This is a genomic window from Thioalkalivibrio sp. ALE21 (genome assembly GCF_003208255.1).
Lineage (GTDB): Bacteria > Pseudomonadota > Gammaproteobacteria > Ectothiorhodospirales > Ectothiorhodospiraceae > Thioalkalivibrio > Thioalkalivibrio halophilus.
On the sequence record NZ_QKMA01000004.1, the window covers coordinates 180,407 to 197,250 of the forward strand.

General features: G+C 67.2%; 16 protein-coding genes, 1 tRNA gene and 1 pseudogene. 4 read left to right on the forward strand and 14 right to left on the reverse strand.

The features are described from left to right. Positions 1–17: 17 nt before the first annotated feature. The 3 genes from D893_RS05615 to phnD form a co-directional block, all read right to left on the reverse strand. Positions 18–227 carry a hypothetical protein gene (locus tag D893_RS05615; RefSeq protein WP_026289022.1) on the reverse strand — a complete coding sequence of 70 codons (210 nt, stop codon included), beginning with the start codon at positions 225–227 and terminating at the stop codon, positions 18–20. 95 nt (positions 228–322) lie between these two features. Next, positions 323–1,471 (reverse strand): GGDEF domain-containing protein, encoded by a 1,149-nt coding sequence (locus D893_RS05620; protein ID WP_168409929.1) that lies wholly within the window; start codon positions 1,469–1,471, stop codon positions 323–325. Then, a complete protein-coding gene (gene phnD, locus D893_RS05625) occupies positions 1,468–2,319 on the reverse strand; it encodes a phosphate/phosphite/phosphonate ABC transporter substrate-binding protein (RefSeq protein ID WP_110619331.1) in 852 nt (283 codons plus the stop codon). The genes D893_RS05620 and phnD overlap by 4 nt, the downstream gene beginning before the upstream one ends. Positions 2,320–2,619: 300 nt before the next feature. On the opposite strand from phnD, the pseudogene D893_RS14000 reads away from it, so the two are divergent. After that, a pseudogene (locus D893_RS14000) lies at positions 2,620–2,892 on the forward strand (transposase); the annotation flags it as partial. Positions 2,893–3,027: 135 nt separating this feature from the next. Here D893_RS14000 and yjjJ read toward each other — a convergent pair. The 5 genes from yjjJ to D893_RS05655 all read right to left on the reverse strand — a co-directional run bounded on the left by yjjJ (position 3,028) and on the right by D893_RS05655 (position 8,921). Then, on the reverse strand, positions 3,028–4,422 hold the full coding sequence (gene yjjJ, locus D893_RS05635) for a type II toxin-antitoxin system HipA family toxin YjjJ (RefSeq protein WP_110619332.1): 1,395 nt from the start codon (positions 4,420–4,422) through the stop codon (positions 3,028–3,030). 154 nt (positions 4,423–4,576) lie between these two features. Then, positions 4,577–7,501 carry a helicase-related protein gene (locus tag D893_RS05640; protein ID WP_110619333.1) on the reverse strand — a complete coding sequence of 975 codons (2,925 nt, stop codon included), beginning with the start codon at positions 7,499–7,501 and terminating at the stop codon, positions 4,577–4,579. Between the two features lie 185 nt (positions 7,502–7,686). Next, a tRNA-Met gene (locus tag D893_RS05645) sits at positions 7,687–7,763 on the reverse strand. Positions 7,764–7,829: 66 nt separating this feature from the next. Next, entirely contained in the window at positions 7,830–8,135 is a 306-nt protein-coding gene (locus D893_RS05650) for a ferredoxin (RefSeq protein ID WP_018947525.1), read from the reverse strand. A 48-nt stretch (positions 8,136–8,183) separates the two neighbouring features. After that, a complete protein-coding gene (locus D893_RS05655; protein ID WP_018947526.1) occupies positions 8,184–8,921 on the reverse strand; it encodes a DUF481 domain-containing protein in 738 nt (245 codons plus the stop codon). Positions 8,922–9,024: 103 nt separating this feature from the next. Between D893_RS05655 and D893_RS05660 the strand changes: the two genes are divergently transcribed. Together D893_RS05660 and coq7 are read left to right on the forward strand one after the other, a co-directional pair. Further along, a complete protein-coding gene (locus D893_RS05660) occupies positions 9,025–10,212 on the forward strand; it encodes a (Fe-S)-binding protein (RefSeq protein WP_110619360.1) in 1,188 nt (395 codons plus the stop codon). 27 nt (positions 10,213–10,239) lie between these two features. Further along, entirely contained in the window at positions 10,240–10,881 is a 642-nt protein-coding gene (coq7, locus tag D893_RS05665; protein ID WP_018947528.1) for a 2-polyprenyl-3-methyl-6-methoxy-1,4-benzoquinone monooxygenase, read from the forward strand. A gap of 36 nt (positions 10,882–10,917) precedes the next feature. Here the strand turns inward: coq7 and speD are convergent, their stop codons facing one another. Together speD and D893_RS05675 are read right to left on the reverse strand one after the other, a co-directional pair. Then, positions 10,918–11,727 carry an adenosylmethionine decarboxylase gene (gene speD / locus D893_RS05670; RefSeq protein ID WP_018869719.1) on the reverse strand — a complete coding sequence of 270 codons (810 nt, stop codon included), beginning with the start codon at positions 11,725–11,727 and terminating at the stop codon, positions 10,918–10,920. Positions 11,728–11,812: 85 nt separating this feature from the next. Further along, positions 11,813–12,241, reverse strand: coding sequence for an OsmC family protein (locus D893_RS05675; protein WP_018937151.1), 429 nt, complete (start codon positions 12,239–12,241; stop codon positions 11,813–11,815). A gap of 153 nt (positions 12,242–12,394) precedes the next feature. Between D893_RS05675 and crp the strand changes: the two genes are divergently transcribed. After that, on the forward strand, positions 12,395–13,009 hold the full coding sequence (gene crp, locus D893_RS05680) for a cAMP-activated global transcriptional regulator CRP (RefSeq protein WP_018947530.1): 615 nt from the start codon (positions 12,395–12,397) through the stop codon (positions 13,007–13,009). Between the two features lie 15 nt (positions 13,010–13,024). On the opposite strand, the gene trpC is transcribed toward crp, so the two are convergent. From trpC to D893_RS05700, 4 genes are all read right to left on the reverse strand, one after another. Next, positions 13,025–13,834: an indole-3-glycerol phosphate synthase TrpC gene (trpC, locus tag D893_RS05685; RefSeq protein ID WP_024328287.1), complete on the reverse strand. Its 810-nt coding sequence runs from the start codon at positions 13,832–13,834 to the stop codon at positions 13,025–13,027. Between the two features lie 3 nt (positions 13,835–13,837). Beyond that, positions 13,838–14,869, reverse strand: a complete 1,032-nt coding sequence (trpD, locus tag D893_RS05690) for an anthranilate phosphoribosyltransferase (protein ID WP_110619334.1) — start codon at positions 14,867–14,869, stop codon at positions 13,838–13,840. Between the two features lie 65 nt (positions 14,870–14,934). After that, positions 14,935–16,158: a multidrug effflux MFS transporter gene (locus D893_RS05695; RefSeq protein WP_246863882.1), complete on the reverse strand. Its 1,224-nt coding sequence runs from the start codon at positions 16,156–16,158 to the stop codon at positions 14,935–14,937. Then, positions 16,155–16,748 (reverse strand): aminodeoxychorismate/anthranilate synthase component II, encoded by a 594-nt coding sequence (locus D893_RS05700; protein WP_110619335.1) that lies wholly within the window; start codon positions 16,746–16,748, stop codon positions 16,155–16,157. Before D893_RS05700 ends, D893_RS05695 begins: the two co-directional genes overlap by 4 nt. Between the last annotated feature and the right edge of the window lie 96 nt (positions 16,749–16,844).

Sequence of the window (16,844 nt, forward strand, 5' to 3'; positions counted from 1 at the left end):
GCGCCCGCGCGCGACAATCAGGCGTCGCGATCGATCCGCTCGACGATCTGGGCGGGGCGGTCACCCTTGCGGTAGTTCGAAAGATCCGCAGTGGTCTCGGCAAAGGCCTTTTCGCGGGCCTCTTCGGTCTCGTACCAGCGACAGGCCTCCCAGTCGGGACCCAGCAGATGCGGCATGCGGAAGGTCGCGTCCTCGGGCATGCGAATGCGAATACCGTAACGTTTCATGGTTCAGGCCTGCGCGGGTAGTGGAATCAGCGGCGCCAAGTGTAGCCATCCCCCGGAATCGCGGCAATATCGGCCCGTGCGCGGCCGCCCCAGCTTCAGAAACGTCCCGTCACCACCCGGTTGCGCCCCTCCTCCTTGGCCCGATAAAGGGCCTGGTCGGCCCGCAGCAGCAGACGCTGCCGCGTATCCCCCGGCTTCCAGGCCGTGACACCAAAGCTCAGAGTGACCGGCCCGATGCCCTCCCCCGGTCCGGTCTCACGATGCGCGAACGCCTCACGCAGTCGTTCGGCCAGGGCCGCTGCCTCGTGCAGATCGGTCTGCGGCAGCAACAGAACGAATTCCTCGCCGCCCCAGCGGGCCGCCCGATCGGGCCGGCGCAGCTGTGCCATCAGCTCCCGGGTCACCTCGATCAGCACGCGATCACCCGCCTCATGGCCATGGGTGTCGTTCACGGCCTTGAAATGATCGATATCGCAAAGGACCAGCGCACAACTGTTGCCGTAGCGCTGGGCCCGCTCGATCTCCTCGTCCAGGAATGCCTCGAACTTCAGCCGGTTGTACAGCCCCGTGAGATGGTCATGCGTCGCCTGGCGTTCCAGCTCGCGGGCCTTGGCCGAGATCTCGTCCAGCGCCACCTCCAGCGCGCGGGTACGCTCCGCCACCCGCCCCTCCAGACGATCACGCTCCCGGCGCAACGGCGCCAGCCCCATGCGCTCGATGGAATACCACAGGATCAGTGCGAACAACAGGACACCGAAGCCTCCCCACATCGTCAGGGAGACGCGCAGGTTGTCCACCGCAGAACGCACGTCGGGAGTCACCACCTCCATCCGCAGCAGGACGGACCGATCACGCCCGTACTCCACCCGCTCCTCGAGATGGAAGCGGGGCACCCCGGACTCGGGCGACGGCCCGCCGTAGTCCAGCCAGGTGTAGTTGCCGTTCCCGCTCTCGACCACCAGTCGATGGACGTCAGGACGCCCCTCGGCATAATTACGGAGGAAACGCTCCAGCACGGAATAGTCGCCGCGCGCCAGGCTCTCCCGCGCGAACCCGCCGATCACTTCCAGCTCCGACTGCCCGGCTTTTCCAGCCTGCCGCTCCAGCAGCACCCTCTGCTCATTGAGCACCAGCAGAAGCCCCATCAAAGTAAAGAGGCTCAGGACCAGAAGTAACACCAGAGGCAGGCGCCAGATTCGCAGCCGGTTGCGGAATCCGCGGCCGGGAACCTGCGGCGCGTTCACCGTGTCACCTCCAGCATTTCCCGCAGTCCGCGATATTCTTCCGCCGTGCCGGGGACGAACTCCGCCACATTGCCACCCAGCGCCGCGAACACCGCAGGGCCGTCCGCATGTCCGGACAGGCCGATCAGGATCGCACTCCATTGCTCCCGGCGTTCGGCATCAAGCCCCCGACGGGCCACAAAGGGATGCCGTGGCACCGCGGGCGTGTACGCGAGCGCCCGCAGCCCGCGCCCTTCGAAACGTTCGAACATTTCCTCGCGCATGGCCGCCACGTCCGCATCACCGAGGAGCACGGCCGAGGCCGTATCGAAATGGTTGCCGAAGAACTGCTTCTGCCCGAGATCGTCCGCGGCCACGCCCGCCCGCTCCAGCAGGGCCATGGGCATGCGATACCCCATGGTCGAATCCACGTCGACAAAGGCTACCGAATGCCCCGCGACCTGCGCCAGGGTCTCGATTACATGATCCTCACGCACCACCAGCACGCCACGGAAACTCGCCCCGCTGCCCAGCACCTCGCGCGCCAGCACCGGGTGCTCCCCGTGGGTTTCCCACAGGCGCACGAACCCCGCCGGCCCGATGTAGGCCAGATCGACATCCCCGTCCCCGACCGCCCGCACATGGGCACCATAGGAATTCGCCACATGCAGCTCGAAGGCCTCCCCGGTCTCGGCGGACAGGTGATCCACCAGCGGCCGGAACCGCTCCATCACTTCGGTGGTCGCGACGAAGGGATGTACGCCCAGCCGCCAGGGTGCGTCCTCTCCTGTCTCCGCCCCGGCGGCCGTGGCCAGTCCGAGCAAAAGAGGCAGGAGCCACCCGCGCCGCGGACGGACACGCCACCTCATTCCCGACCCCGTCTCACCGTCCCGTACGCACCCCTCCCCGCGTGGCAAACGCGCCAAAGATCATGCCGCAATCGCTTCCGCTCATTCTGCACGCCACCGGCTGTCCGTACCCTGACCCGGAGCAGCCCCTCGTCACCAACCCGGTTCGCCGAGCAATCCGGGGGGGGGTTAGCGCCTCCCGTCCGGGCTTCCCGCCTTCCAGTCCAGGTAACCTCTGATCAATGTACACGTTCGCGTTGGCAGCCCGGGTTTTCTGACACCACCCGCGAGGGGTAACGCGGACCAACTCCAGCAGGAAAACTGACGGCCGAGTGGCAGACGCAAGTTCCGGGAGAGAGGACAGGAAAAGAAGGGGGAGGAGACGGCACAGTCCCTGCAGGCCCCCGCAAGCCACGGCGGGGACCAGGCAGGAGCCTGAATGTCGGAGCGGATGTGGGCACGGGGCTGGTGCATACCGTGAAGGGGACGGCGGCGAACGTCTCGGACGTGTCGCAGGTGCCGGACCTGCTCCACGGCGAGGAAGACAGCCTGCATGGCGATGCCGGCTACATCGGTGCGGAGAAGCGGCTGGATGGGCATCGCCCCGAGACCCACATCGCGCGCAAGCGTGGCACCGTGCGCGCAATGCCGGAAGGCCCGGCGCGCGAACGCGTGCGCGCCGCCGAACGGCACAAAACCTGCGGACTGCGGACGCTAAGCCACGGGCGATCAGGGTGCGACGAGTGCCAGGCGTCTCTGGAGCTCGGCGGCATTGTCGGAGGCAATCCTGCGAAACGTGGAGCTGACGCGGGTGTCATCCGCCACGGTTTGCCAGTAAGCGATGGCGGTGTGGCAGGCGGCGACCCACACGCCATGTTCACGGGGTAATGGCATGGCGGGATCGAATGTCACTCGCGGGAGTTCGCCCCCCGGGAGCGGCGCGTACGCCATCGGGAGCATATCGTAGACCGGGCACAGGATGAGCCGGCCTTCCTCCGGGCGAAAGGCGAGGTTGCCCGGGTGCATGTCGCTATTGGAGATCAGCCGGCCGAACCAGGTGATGTGACGGATGGCTGTAACAGCTTCCGCTGCCAGCAGACGCTTGTCGGCGAGCCCCTGGGCCAGGCTGTCCCATGCCGAAGGCGTATGGCCGAGCAAGACCGCGTTCACGGTCTCCAGCGTCACCACCGGGCTGCGGCCGAACAAGCCGTGGCGATCGAAGCGCTCGACTTCCAGAAACGTTCGGCCCTGATGCTGAAGGATGCGGCCGGGAGGGGTTTGCACGCCGGGGAGCGCGGAGGCCGCCTGGAGTGCCAAATGCTCCGCCACCAACAGATCGGACCAGCGCTGCACGGTCGTGGAATCATCGGCACCGGAGAATTTCACGATGACATGCGGCGTGTTGCTGTCCTGCAGATCCCGTAGGGCGGTGAACTTCGGGAATTCACCCGCAGCGCTGGAGCCCGCAAGGCCCAGCGAGACGGCCTCCTCCGCCGCCTTCACGTACATGCGTTCGATATCGTCCGCCTTGAGGATTGCAGGCGGGTCCAAGCGGGCCTTCTGCCAGGCCTGGAACGCGGCATCGCCGACAATCAGGTTGCCCGGGAGATCGGACCCCACGCGACTCAGAACCCACAGGATATCGTCGTCACTCCAGGTATCGGGATTGGGCGACACCGCAAGGGTGTCCTGGAAGCGATGTGCCAGCTGGCGTCCGAGATAGCCCTGGGGGCGTATGTCGTACAGCGGATATGGCAGCCCGTCCCACCACCCATCGAGGGTCTGGTCATCATCCTCCAGAGGCCAATCCGAGCCATCGAAATCAGCATGACAGCCCTGCGGCTGGATGACCGAGAGTTCCGTGAGCTCGTGCGGCTGGCCGGCCTCGTCAATCGCACGGATGGGGAGGGGCGAGAGATCGCCTCGCAGGGCTCGGCGCAGAGCGTAGCGAGTGCGCCGGGCCCGGCCGGCGGACAGAACGGGCTCAGTCGTCTCCTGCAGCAGGCGGTGCAGGGTGGGAACCGACAGCCCCAGTTCGCGGGCAAGATCAGCCGCGCGCGCCGGGGCGAATTTCGCAAGCGCCAGGCCGAGCTGCTGATGCGCCGCTTGTCGCTTGCTCCTCATCCGAACCCGCCCAATTGAAATGATTATTGAGAAGATACTAACTCATTAAGGGTTTGATATATATAGTTTCAAAAGCCCGCCAAAGCATGTACTGCAACAATCCCATGGCCGAAGCGAGCCCTGGCCAGGAGGGGTCCCGACCTGCCGCGTTAGATCAACGATCGGGCATGCCGAGAATGGCCGCGACCACCCGCTCCTCCGCAGAGCTTTGAAGCGGGAGGCTGGCAAACGCCTCCAGTACCTCGGGGCCAAGCTCCGACTCCGCCTCAATGAGTTCCTTGCGCAGATCCCGCAGGCGAAGGACCCCCCGGCGCTGCTGGGTCAGGCGGCGATACCAGTAGGGACGGATGAGCTCCAGCCAGCGATTGGCAAGCGCCTCCCAATCCGGTTCTCCGCCCGTCAGCGTTTCCGGCTTGCGTTCCAGTAGATTGCGCAGAGCGAGATAGGCGTCAAGGCGCACTTGCTCCCTCTGGCGGGCCGCCTCCTCGCAAAATCCATTGAGGACCCTGGTCATCTCTTGCAGGGCGCGTTGCTTGCGCAGTGGTAACTGCGCCCGTTCGGCCTCCGGGAGGCGCTCGGAAAAGTGCGCCAGCCACCTCGCGGCCGAATCGTCGATTTCACCGTTGGGCGGATCCGGCGCCAGTCGCTCGCGCAGCACCGCGGCCACCTTGTCCAACGAGGTCGTTGCCTCGGCATCCGGGCCCGAGAAGAAGAACCAGCGCGGCGCCCGGTCCGCACTGCCGGCCAGACAGAAGAAGGCCCAGACGGCGTCGCTGGCCACCACGCTGACCCTTGAGAGCACCCGTACGGAGCACTCCCGGTAATACTCGTAAATATCCGGTTCGACCAGGGCACTCGAACCTTCCACCAGCCCGCGCACCGCGGCAAACGCATCATGCGGTTCCGCTTCCTCGATCGAACGGGCCGTACGCTCGTATTCGCGGATCAGGGTGTCGGCGTCAACGCTTTCCCGGGACTGCTGCTGCAGGTCTTCCGGCAACGGGAGATTGGTCCCGAGGAGTTCCGTCACCGCGCCGACTCGATCCAGGAATCGAGCATCGGCACTGAGAGCAAACTCCTCGGCATCCCCGGGCCACCAGACTTCGACCTCGGCATGGGGGCTGTCGAGACGATCGACGCGTCCGGTTCGCTGTTCGGCCACGCGTATCACCGAGGGCATGTCGAGATGAACCAGCGCCGAGGCCGCCTGCAGGTTCACCCCTTCGGACAGGCTGTCCGAACACAGCGCCACACCGGTCTGCTCGTCGCCACCCGGCCGAAACGCACGGAGTACCGCCTGGCGGCTTCGCTCATCGCTGCCCGTAGCCTGCCAGATCTCGACGCCCGGCAGCCGCTCTTCGAGCTGGACGCTCAAGGCCGCACGCGAAGATCGCAGGGCCGCCATGACCCGGTAGCGGACCAGCTTGTGAGGCCCGAGCAGCAGGTTGTCGCGATACTGGTCCTCGGTGAGTCCCTGCTGCCTTTGTACGGCGCTCAGTTCCAGGACCGCCGGAACCTGGACCACGCCGAAGAGCTGATCGAGAAGCTCCCGGATCCGACCGGCGCGTTCACGGTCGGCAGCCGGTTCGTTCAGGGAATAGCTGTACGAGCGGTGCTCCGGATAGCGGCAGGGCCGGCCCGTGTGATCCCGATAGGCCCCGGGCGCGCGATCAATCAGCGCATTGAACATGCGCTTGGTACGGCGAATGGTGAATGTCCGGATTTCATCGCGCAGCTGGGCAGCCTCGTCCTCGCCCAGACCGTGCCAGCGACCGGGACGATTGACCCGTTCCAGGGCCTTCAGCGTGCTCGGCTGCAGGTTGTCGGCACCGAGCAGATCCGCAATCCGGACCAGGTCATCGACATTCCGGTTGATCGGCGTAGCGGTGAACAGCAGAACGTCATCGGCAAGGTGATTGGTAAACAGCCGCCGTGTCCTGCGCGAGCGGCGATTGTGGAAATTGTGGCACTCGTCCACGGCCAGCAGGCGCGCCCGCCTCAGGGCATCATCCAGCTGCCATGCCTTGCGGCTGCCGTGACTGAGAAGGCCAACCGAAAAGACATCCAGCGCGGTGTCGGCCCGGGAGGCCTCCCGCTCCCACTCCTCCACGACGGTCGAGGGTGCAATCATGACCGAGCGGGGCATCCCGCCCACCCCCTGGATCCGCGCCTGCTGCGCCCGCAGAAGATGCGCACCCATGCGCGTCTTGCCCGACCCCGTCGCATCCGCAATCAGCACCGCTCCCTGACGGTCCAGCAGATACAGCGCCTGTGCGATCCCTTGGCGCTGGGCCGGCCACAGCGCACGGAAAGCCTCGCGGTCGACCTGCTGCAGAAAACCCTTCGCCCAGTCACCCTCCAGCAGCTCCCCGCAGGCGCGGGCCAGCGCATCGCGCCACCCGACGACATGCAGCAGACGCTCGAGCAGCGCCAGCAACGCATCGGTGTAGTCCTCTCCAAAAGACCAGAACTGTTCGGCCAGCGCCGCGGCCTCGCGGTAACGCCTCGGTTCACCCGTTGCAGTGAACCGCGCATTCGCCTCGTGCTGACGTTCCAGCCCGTTCCGGCTGAAGTTGCTCGAGCCCAGCGTTACCGCCCCCGCCCCAAGATAGATCTTGGCGTGCAGTGGCCGCTGCGTGTCGGGCCAGTACCGCGCCTCGACGGCGCCCTCGCGTAGTCGCTCCCGAAAATGGATCAGCCGGGCCGACAGGCGCAGGGCGATTCCTCGATCCAGCCAGTACTGCTCGACTTCCTCGGGGAAGCTCGGCGCCTTCAGACTGCGGTGACCTCCCTCCCCCACGCTCGGCTCGTTACCCAAGAGAATGCGAAGGGGCCGAACCTCCCCCAGGTCACTCTCCAGACGAACGAGCTCTTCAAGCGCCCCGTAGCCCGTCACCACCAACGGCGAGTCCGCAGACACAAGGTCCGCAATCACCCGTTCGCGCACCGTCCGCCCGTCAACGTTCAGCGGGAAACGATCCGGCGGTGGCCAGACACCCTGCCCCTCGCGCGACTCTTCCGGGAAGTCGCTAAAGAGATCAGCGGTGCGCGCCGTATCCGGAAGGGGATCGCGAAACACAGTGACCCCGTTCTCGGCACCGAAGCGCGGAACAGGTCCTGATGAAAGGGGAGCTATCTCGGCGGTGGCCACGCACGATGGCGTGGCTGCACGAAACGGTGGGAGACCTTCAGCGAAGCCCCGGGCACCGAATGGGCACGGTGCCCAAACGAGAAAGGGGCTGCCGAGGCAACCCCTTGAATTGGTGGTGGCTACGCCCTGATTCGAACAGGGGACCCCATCATTATGAGTGATGTGCTCTAACCAGCTGAGCTACGTAGCCACGCGGGATGCGGATTTTCCCGGGGCAGGCCGGCGAAGTCAAGGCCCCGGAAGCGGGCCCGGCACCTCAGATCTGCAGCCGTTCGACCACCCGGCCATTGGCGAGGTGCTCTTCCAGGATCTCGTCGATGTCGCGCTCGTCCTGGTAGGTGTACCAGACCCCTTCGGGATACACCACGGCCACCGGACCCTCGTTGCAGCGATCCAGGCAGCCGGCGGTGTTCACCCGTACCTGCCCCTTGCCGTGGATGCCCATCTCCTTGGCCCGGTTCTTGGCGTACGAGCGCATCTCGGTCGCCCCGTGATCCTCGCAGCAGTTGCCGTCTTCCCGGCAGTTGGTACAGAAGAAGATGTGCCGCTGGTAGTAGCCCATGCGATGCTCCCGGATCAAATCGGCTTCATCATACTGTGTCCGGCCGGTTCAGCGAAAACGCCAGACCAGGCTGACCTCGCTGATGGTGTCGGTGTTTTTCTTCCCAGGCTCGACATCGGTGTTGTGCTTGACGGTGAAGCTGGTCCGCAAAGCCATGCGGTCGGTCATGTCGGCGGTCAGGGCGAGGATGTTCTCGACCTCGGTGTTGTCCCGACCGCTGATGATCAGCAGCTCGTCGGTCAGACGCGCACTCTGGCTGATGTCCCAGCGCAGGTTGCCCCCGATCCGGCCGACCGCGTCGGTGTCGGACTCCCCGGATTCGGCCAGGCGTGCCTGGCGGGCGCCGACGCCGATCTCGCCATCCAGTCGCACGCGCTCGCGATCCACCAGACGCCGGCCGTAACCCACGGTCTGCGAGGCCTGATAGTCATAGCTGCTGAAACGGTCGCGTTCGTAACGCAGCGCGCCGAACACGTAATCGTGTTCCGCCAGACGCCGGTCAAGCTGGTACCCCGCGACGTAACGCTGCCCCGTGGTCTCGCGGTCTTCCTCGGTGAACAGCGCGTCGCCCCGCAGCCGGTTGCGCCACAACTCGGCGGTATGCTCGGCGCGGATCCGACCGCTGGCGGTGGCCGACTCGGTATTCCCGGTCGTCAGCGAGGCCCCGGCCTCCAGCGTGGTTTCCCATCCCTCCGCATCCCAGGCCTGAGCTTGCGAGACTGGTATGCTGACAAGCATGACGGAAGACAACAGTACGGCGGCGGAACGCGGTACACGCGACAACATGGGACCCTCCGGGTCAGCAAACGGGCCCGGGACCCTAGCAAAGCCGCTGGGGAGCTCCGACCTACCCCCGAAGTACACGGGGCTTTCGGCGGTGGATCAGTGCGTGCACTGCGGTCTGTGCCTGCCCCACTGCCCCACCTACGAACTGCACCGGCAGGAAGGCGACTCCCCGCGAGGTCGCCTGACCCTGATGCAGGGCCTGGCCCGCGGCGAGCTCGATCCGCAGTCACCCCGCCTGCGCAGCCATCTGGAAGGCTGTCTCGGCTGCCGCTCCTGCGAGGCCGTGTGCCCGGCCGGAGTCCCCTTCGGTGCCCTGATGGATCGCACCCGCGAAATCCTCCTTCAGGAATCGGACGAGCCGGAGGGCGCCCCGCTGCCCATGCCGCGCATGCTGCACGACCGCCTGCTGGGATCGCCCCGGCTGCGGCGACTCGCCGGCCTCGGGGCCCGGGCCGCCGCACGGCTGCCGCGCGCCGGGCTCCCGGGACTGGACGCCACCGTGCGCCGGGCCCTGGAACATGCGCGCCCCAGCCTCGCCCCGCCTCCGCGGCTGCGCGCCGACGGCCCGCCCGACGCGGTCGACGTGCTGCTGTTCACCGGCTGCATGGACGCCTTCTTCACCGGGCCCGACCTGGAAGCGGCCCTGACCGTCCTGCATGCGCTGGGTCTGAAGGTGGGCATCCCCTCCTCCCGGACCTGCTGCGGCGCCCTGGACCGACACGCCGGACGACCCGCGGCGGCCACGGAACTGGAGCGGCACAATCGCGAAGCCTTCGGTGCGGCCGAGGATGGCCCGCCGGTGATCGTCCTCGACAGCGGCTGCGAGGCGACCCTGCGCGAGGCCGCTGACAGCTTCCCGGGGACCCGCGCGACCAGCCTCACGCGCTTCGTCGCCCGACACCTGGAGGAACACGGCCCGCCCCGTGAAGGCTGGCGCGAAGAGCCGGTGCGCGTCGCCCTGCATCGTCCCTGCACCCAGCGGAACGTCACCCGCGAGGGCGAGATCCTGCCGACGCTGCTGCGCGGCCTGCCCGGCGTGACCCTCACCGGGACCCCGTCCCTCCCCAACTGCTGTGGCGCGGGTGGCACCGCGATGCTCGCCTGGCCGGAACAGGCCGATGCCCTGGGGCAGCAAACCCTGCAGGCCCTGGGCACGGAGGCTCCTGACTGCATCGTCTCCGGCAACGTGGGCTGCCGGGTGCATCTGCGCGCGCTGCAGCCGCAATCGCCTGAAGACCCGCCGCTGCTCTCCCCGGCCCGTTTCCTTGCGGGGCGCCTCGCGGTAACCTGAGACAAAGCCCATACCCGAGCGCCCGCCATGCGCCGACTCTCCCCGCTGGATCATCTGATCACCCAGGCCGACGCCCTCGTCAAGGTCGTCTCCGGGCATGCCCGCTCCACCGGCCGCCCGTCGCCCGGTGGCGACGAACCCGGTCCGATGCTGGACGACCATGACCGTCAGGAAACCGGGCGCCTGATGCGGGTCAACCATGCCGGCGAGGTGGCCGCCCAGGGGCTCTATCAGGGGCAGATGCTCACCGCCCGTACCCCGGCGATCCGCGCGCAGCTGGATCAGGCGGCGCGCGAGGAAGGCGACCACCTGCACTGGTGCGCGCGGCGGGTTCACGAAATGGGCATGCACACCAGCCTGCTGACGCCCTTCTGGTACGTGAGTTCGCTGGGCGTGGGTGCGCTGGCCGGACTGTCCGGGGACCGCTACAGCCTGGGGTTTGTCGACGAGACCGAGCGCCAGGTGGAGCAGCACCTGGACCGGCACCTGGACCGCCTGCCGCCGTCCGACACGGTGTCGGCACGCATCCTCGAGCAGATGAAGCAGGAAGAGGTGGAACACGGGGCAAAGGCCATGGCGATGGGGGGCCGGACCCTGCCGTGGCCGGTGCGCAGCGTGCTGATGCCACTGACCTCGAAGATCATGACGCACACCGCCTACCGGATCTGAGCCCGGTTTCCCCGGGCCGGGCATCCCCGCGGCGCGTCAGCTTCCGCGGCTCATGTTCTTGCCGTAGAAGATCTCCATCATCTCGTGCTTGAGCAGCTTGGCGATGCGCTTGGCTTCCTTCGCCGAGTAGTCGTCCTTGCCCAGGCCGAACAGATAGTTGTCCAGATCGAAGTCCTTCAGCACCATCTTCGTGTGGAACAGGTACTCCTGGTACACGTTCACGTCCACCATCTGGTACTTGTCCTTGGTGTCGCGCGACAGGAAGTCCTGGATGGAGTTGATCTTGTGATCGATGAAGTGCTTCTTGCCGCGCACGTCCCGGGTGAACCCCCGCACCCGGTAGTCCATGATCACGATGTCCGACTCGAAGCTGTGGATCAGGTAGTTCAGCGCGCGCAGCGGTGAAATGCGCCCGCAGGTGGACACGTCGATATCCGCGCGGAAGGTCGCGATCCCGCCCTCCGGATGGGCCTCCGGATAGGTATGCACGGTGATGTGGCTCTTGTCGAGGTGACCGACCACGGTCTCCGGCAGCGGTCCCGGACCCTCGGTGTAACCGATCTGCTCGGTGGCCACCGGCTCCTCGGAGATCAGCATGGTCACCGACGCGCCCTGCGGGTCGTAGTCCTGGCGCGAGATGTCGAGAATGTTGGCACCGATCAGGTGCGCCACGTCCGTCAGGATCTGCGTCAGACGCTGGGCGTTGTAGGCCTCGTCGATGTAGGCGATGTACTCGTCGCGATGACGATCGCCCGACGCATAGCAGATGTCATAGATATTGAAGCTCAGGCTCTTGGTCAGGTTGTTGAAGCCGTGGAGCTTGATCTGCTTCTTGTGACGCGACATGGCGTACCCTCTTGCCCGGGCCGTAAGGAGCGGCGAATTGTAGAGACATCACGCGGCGAGTCAACGGCTTGCACCCGCCAGCGGCTCAGCGCGGAGCCGGCCCTTCCACGATCTCGAAATCATGGGTCACGCGGGCCGACGCCCCCAGCATCATCGACGCCGAACAGTATTTCTCGGCGGAGAGCTGTACCGCCCGTGCGACGTGCTTTTCCGACAGATCGTTCCCGTACACCCGGAAATGCACATGGATGTCGGTGAAGACCTTCGGCACCTCGTCGGCGCGGGTGCCGTCGATGTCCACCTGACAGTCGAGCACATCCTGCCGCGACTTCTTCAGCATCGCCACCACGTCGAAACTGGTGCAGCCGCCCAGCCCCAGCAGCAGCATCTCCATCGGACGCGCCCCCAGGTTGCGTCCGCCGGCGTCCGGCGCGCCGTCCATCACCACCGCGTGGCCGCTGTCCGTCTCGCCGACGAAAGCCACGCCGTCCAGCCATTTCACTCGTACTTGCATGTCCCGTCCTGCCCGATGTTTTTGTGAACCCGTCGAAGCAGAATCGTCACCGAACCACCCGCCGGGTGCATTACACTCTCGTGGACTACACTTTAACGTGTTCTCCCGATCGAACCGGTAATCATGAGCAAGCCTTCCCCAGCCCAAACAGCCATGCCCAACCATTCTCCGGCGATGGAACGCCTGCTGGAACACTGCCAGCGCCGCCACTATCCGCGCCGGACCACCGTGATCCAGGCGGGCACGGTACCGGACACGCTGTACTACGTACTCGGCGGCTCGGTCTCTGTCCTGGGCGAGAACAACGGCCACGAACTGGTGCTGGCCTATCTCAACCGGGGCGAATTCTTCGGCGAGCTCGGGCTGTTCGAGGATGATCCGCGCAGCGCCACGGTCGTCACCCGCGAGGACACCGACACCGCGGAGATCCCCTACACCCGCTTCCGCGAGCTGGCGATGCGCGACCCCGAGATCCTGATGCTGCTGACCCGACAGATCGCGGCCCGGCTGCGCCAGACCTCGCGCAAGGTCATGGACCTCGCCTTCGTCGATGTCACCGGCCGCATCGCGCACACCCTGCTCGACCTCGCTCAGCAGCCCGACGCGATGACCCACCCCGACGGCATGCAGCTGCGCATCACCCGCCAGGAACTGGCGCGCATCGTTGGCTGCTCGCGCGAGATGGCCGGCCGCGTGCTCAAGGAACTGGAAGAACGCGGCCTGATCAGCGCGCACGGCAAGACCATCGTGGTCTACGGCACGCGCTGATCCCGCAGCCCCGGCTCAGCCCTCGCCGCGGAACAGCCGCCCGAGGGCTGCGCCCGGATCCTCCTCGCGCATGAAGGCCTCGCCCACGAGGAACGCATTCACGCCCGCATCGCGCATCCGCTGCACGTCCTCGACGCTGTGGATGCCGCTCTCGGTCACCAGCAGCACGTCTTCCGGTACCCGGTCGAGCAGCTCCAGGGTGGTCTCCAGACGCGTCTCGAAACTGCGCAGGTCGCGGTTGTTGATGCCGATCAGGTCCGCACCCAGGCGCACCGCACGCTCCAGTTCCTCGGCGTCGTGCACCTCCACCAGCGGATCCATGCCCAGCTCGCGGGTCAGGAAGATCAGTTCGCCCAGGTTGGTGTCATCCAGCACCGCCGCAATCAGCAGCACCGCATCGGCCCCCAGCACGCGCGCCTCGTAGACCTGATACAGGTCGATCACGAAATCCTTGCGCAGAATCGGCAGCTCGCAGGCCACGTGCGCCGCACGCAGGTCACCGTCGCGGCCCTTGAAGAAGCTCACGTCCGTCAGCACCGACAGGCAGGTGGCCCCGTGCTCGGCATACGAGCGGGCAAAGGCATCCGGGTTGAAGTTCGGACTGATCTGCCCCTTGCTGGGGCTGGCCTTCTTGATCTCGGCGATCACCGCGGCGCGCCCGGCGTCGATGTCCGCCTGCAGCGCGGCGCGAAAACCGCGCGGCTCCTCCGCCGACGTCAGCCAGCCACGCAGTTCGCGCAAGGGCTGCACATCGGAGCGCTCGATCAGTTCCTCACGCTTGCGTTCGAGGATCCGCTCGAGGATATCGGGGGTGTCGTCACTCATGTTTCAACTCTCCTTTTGTGCCAGCCGCGTGGAGACGGCCTGCAGCTGTTCCAGTCGTTGGCGGGCGGCGCCGCTGTCGATCACCTCGGCGGCCCGGCGTACGCCCGCCTCCAGGCTGGGCGCTCCGCCGCCCACGAAGATCGCCGCGCCGGCATTGAGCAGGACGATGTCGCGCGCGGGTCCCGGCGTACCCGCCAGCACGTCGCGCAACATCGCCGCCGAGGCCGCCACGTCGGCGACCCGCACGGTGTCCAGGGCGGCCGTGGTCAGGCCGACATCCTCCGGCCGCAGGGTATATTCCGTAATCTCGCCGTCGCGCAGTTCCGCCACCCGGGTCGGCGCGCCGATGCTGATCTCGTCCAGCCCGTCCTCGGCGTTCACCACCATCACGTGTTCGGAACCCAGGCCCTTCAGGGCCTCCGCCAGCGGTCGCAGCCAGTCCGCGGAGAACACCCCCAGCACCTGGTTGGGCGCACCGGCCGGATTGGTCAGCGGCCCCAGCACGTTGAACAGCGTGCGCACGCCGAGCTCCCGGCGCGGCCCGATCGCATGGCGCATCGCCCCGTGATGGGCCGGGGCGAACAGGAAGCCGACCCCGACCTCTTGGATGCAGGTCGCCACCGCGTCGGGGCCCAGCTCCAGGCTTACGCCCAGGGTTTCCAGCACATCGGCGGAGCCCGAACGCGAGGACACCGACCGGTTGCCGTGCTTGGCCACCCGCACCCCGGCGGCCGCGGCCACCAGTGCCGAGGCGGTGGAGATGTTGAAGGTCCCGGAGGCATCGCCCCCGGTCCCGCAGGTATCCACCAGGCCGGCGCGCGGGACGTCCACCCGCGTCGCCAGTTCCCGCATCACCCCGGCGGCGGCGCGGATCTCGTCGATGGTCTCGCCCTTCATCCGCAGGGCGACCAGCAGGCCGCCGATCTGGGCATCGGTGGCCTCACCGCCCATCACCGCGCGCATCACGGCGGTCATCTCGTCGGCGTCCAGGTCCTGGCGTTCAACCAGCTTCGCAATGGCTTGGGGCAGGGTCACGTTCGTTCTCCGGCTGCTGGGCGGTCAGGGATCAACGGGGGCACAGTTTAGGGAAACGCGCGGCTTTACGCAGGTCGAACGGCCGCCGGGGCGCGCGGCACGTCGCGCGGACCGCCGCCCAGCCACCAGATCAGCGCCCCGACCGACCACACCACCAGAGCCCCCGCCACCAGGTGGCGCGGATCATCATCCAGATGGTCGACCAGGAACAGCGTCAGCAATGCACTGATGCCCAGCTGCACGAAGGCCTGCATGGCCGAGGCCATGCCGCGTGCCCCGGGGTAGCAGTCCAGCGCCAGCAGGGTCAGCGACGGCATGGCCGTGGCCAGGGCGAAACTGTACAGCGCGAACGGCCCGGTGATCGACACCACCGGTCCGTCCAGCCAGGCACCGACCCCGATCAGCACCAGGGCCGTTCCGCTCAGGCCCAGGCCGATGCTCACGGCGGCCTGCGGCGTCAGGCGCGCGGCCGTGCGTCCGGCCACGAACGCCCCCAGCAGCAGCCCGGCCACCAGCGGCAGGAACAGCCACCAGAAATCGCGTTCGTCCCCGCCCAGATGCTCGTAGATCAGCGTGGGCGAGGCCGCAATGAAGATGAACATCGCCCCGAACATCGCCGCGTGCACCCCCACCGGCCGCAGGAATCGCGGGTTGCGCAGGGTCCGCAGATAACCCTGCACGATCGCCGGCGGCCGGCTGCGCACCCGCCCGACCGGGGGCAGCGTCTCCGGCAGGAACGCCCGCGCCGCCAGCAACAGCACGCCGCCATACAGCGCGAGAAAGGCAAACACCGAGCGCCAGCCAAAGCCGGCCTGCAGCCAGCCCCCGATGATGGGTGCGGCGGCCGGCCCGATGGAGAACACCATGGTCACCAGGGCAAAGACCCGGCGCGCATCGGTGGGGTCGAAACGGTCGCGCACCAGCGCCCGTCCGACCACCACCCCGGTGGCCGCCGCCAGGCCCTGCAGGATGCGCAGGGTCACCACCTGCCAGTAGGCGGTGGCCACCACCAGCAGCGCGGAGATCAGCAGATAGGCGAACAGCGCCCACAGCACCACCGGACGGCGCCCGAAGGCGTCCGACAGCGGACCGGTGACCAGCGTGGACAGGGCAAACGCCACCAGGTAGGCGGACAGAGTGGCCTGCATGGCCGCGGAGTCCACCGCCAGGGATTCCGCCATCGCCGGAAACGACGGCAGATAGGTATCCAGTGAGAACGGCGCCAGCATCACCAGCGGCGCCACCAGCAGCGCATAGCGCAGCCGGAGACGGCGATCGGCGCGGTTCACGCCGGCTGTGGCAGGCGGCGCAGGAAGTTGTCCAGCAGCTCGTGGCCCTGACGGGTGAGGATGGACTCCGGGTGGAACTGCACGCCTTCCACGTCCAGTTCACGGTGACGCAGTCCCATGATCTCGTCACGCGTGCCGTCGGCGTGTTCCGTCCACGCGGTGACCTCGAGGCAGTCCGGCACCGAGCCGGCATCCACCACCAGCGAATGATAGCGGGTGGCCTCCAGCGGATTCTCCAGCCCGGTGAACACGCCCTGACCGGTATGGTGCACCGGCGAGGTCTTCCCGTGCATGATCTCGCGCGCACGCACCACGGCCCCCCCGAAGGCCTGCCCGATGGCCTGATGGCCGAGGCACACGCCGAGGATCGGGATCTCGCCGGCGAAGCGCTCGATCACCGCCAGCGATACCCCGGCCTCGTTGGGCGTGCAGGGGCCCGGCGAGATGACGATCCCGGCGGGGTCCAGCGTGGCGATGTCCTCCGGGGTGATGCGGTCGTTGCGATGCACGGCCACCTCCGCTCCCAGCTCGCCCAGATACTGCACGAGGTTGTAGGTGAAGGAATCATAGTTGTCGAGCATCAGGATCATGTCGGGCTCCCGGATGGCCTGGACGGCGGGTTGCGGACAAGCGTAGCGCGGCGCGAGGAACGAAGCCCGGAAACCCGGGGAACAGGGGGGGCCACC

What these genes read in the sequence shown, in the direction of transcription:
- D893_RS05615 (WP_026289022.1), bottom strand. Translation starts at nt 227, where the DNA reads ATGAAACGTTACGGTATTCGCATTCGCATGCCCGAGGACGCGACCTTC.
- phnD (WP_110619331.1), bottom strand. Translation starts at nt 2,319, where the DNA reads ATGAGGTGGCGTGTCCGTCCGCGGCGCGGGTGGCTCCTGCCTCTTTTG.
- yjjJ (WP_110619332.1), bottom strand. Translation starts at nt 4,422, where the DNA reads ATGAGGAGCAAGCGACAAGCGGCGCATCAGCAGCTCGGCCTGGCGCTT.
- D893_RS05650 (WP_018947525.1), bottom strand. Translation starts at nt 8,135, where the DNA reads ATGGGCTACTACCAGCGGCACATCTTCTTCTGTACCAACTGCCGGGAA.
- D893_RS05655 (WP_018947526.1), bottom strand. Translation starts at nt 8,921, where the DNA reads ATGTTGTCGCGTGTACCGCGTTCCGCCGCCGTACTGTTGTCTTCCGTC.
- coq7 (WP_018947528.1), top strand. Translation starts at nt 10,240, where the DNA reads ATGCGCCGACTCTCCCCGCTGGATCATCTGATCACCCAGGCCGACGCC.
- speD (WP_018869719.1), bottom strand. Translation starts at nt 11,727, where the DNA reads ATGTCGCGTCACAAGAAGCAGATCAAGCTCCACGGCTTCAACAACCTG.
- D893_RS05675 (WP_018937151.1), bottom strand. Translation starts at nt 12,241, where the DNA reads ATGCAAGTACGAGTGAAATGGCTGGACGGCGTGGCTTTCGTCGGCGAG.
- crp (WP_018947530.1), top strand. Translation starts at nt 12,395, where the DNA reads ATGCCCAACCATTCTCCGGCGATGGAACGCCTGCTGGAACACTGCCAG.
- trpC (WP_024328287.1), bottom strand. Translation starts at nt 13,834, where the DNA reads ATGAGTGACGACACCCCCGATATCCTCGAGCGGATCCTCGAACGCAAG.
- D893_RS05700 (WP_110619335.1), bottom strand. Translation starts at nt 16,748, where the DNA reads ATGATCCTGATGCTCGACAACTATGATTCCTTCACCTACAACCTCGTG.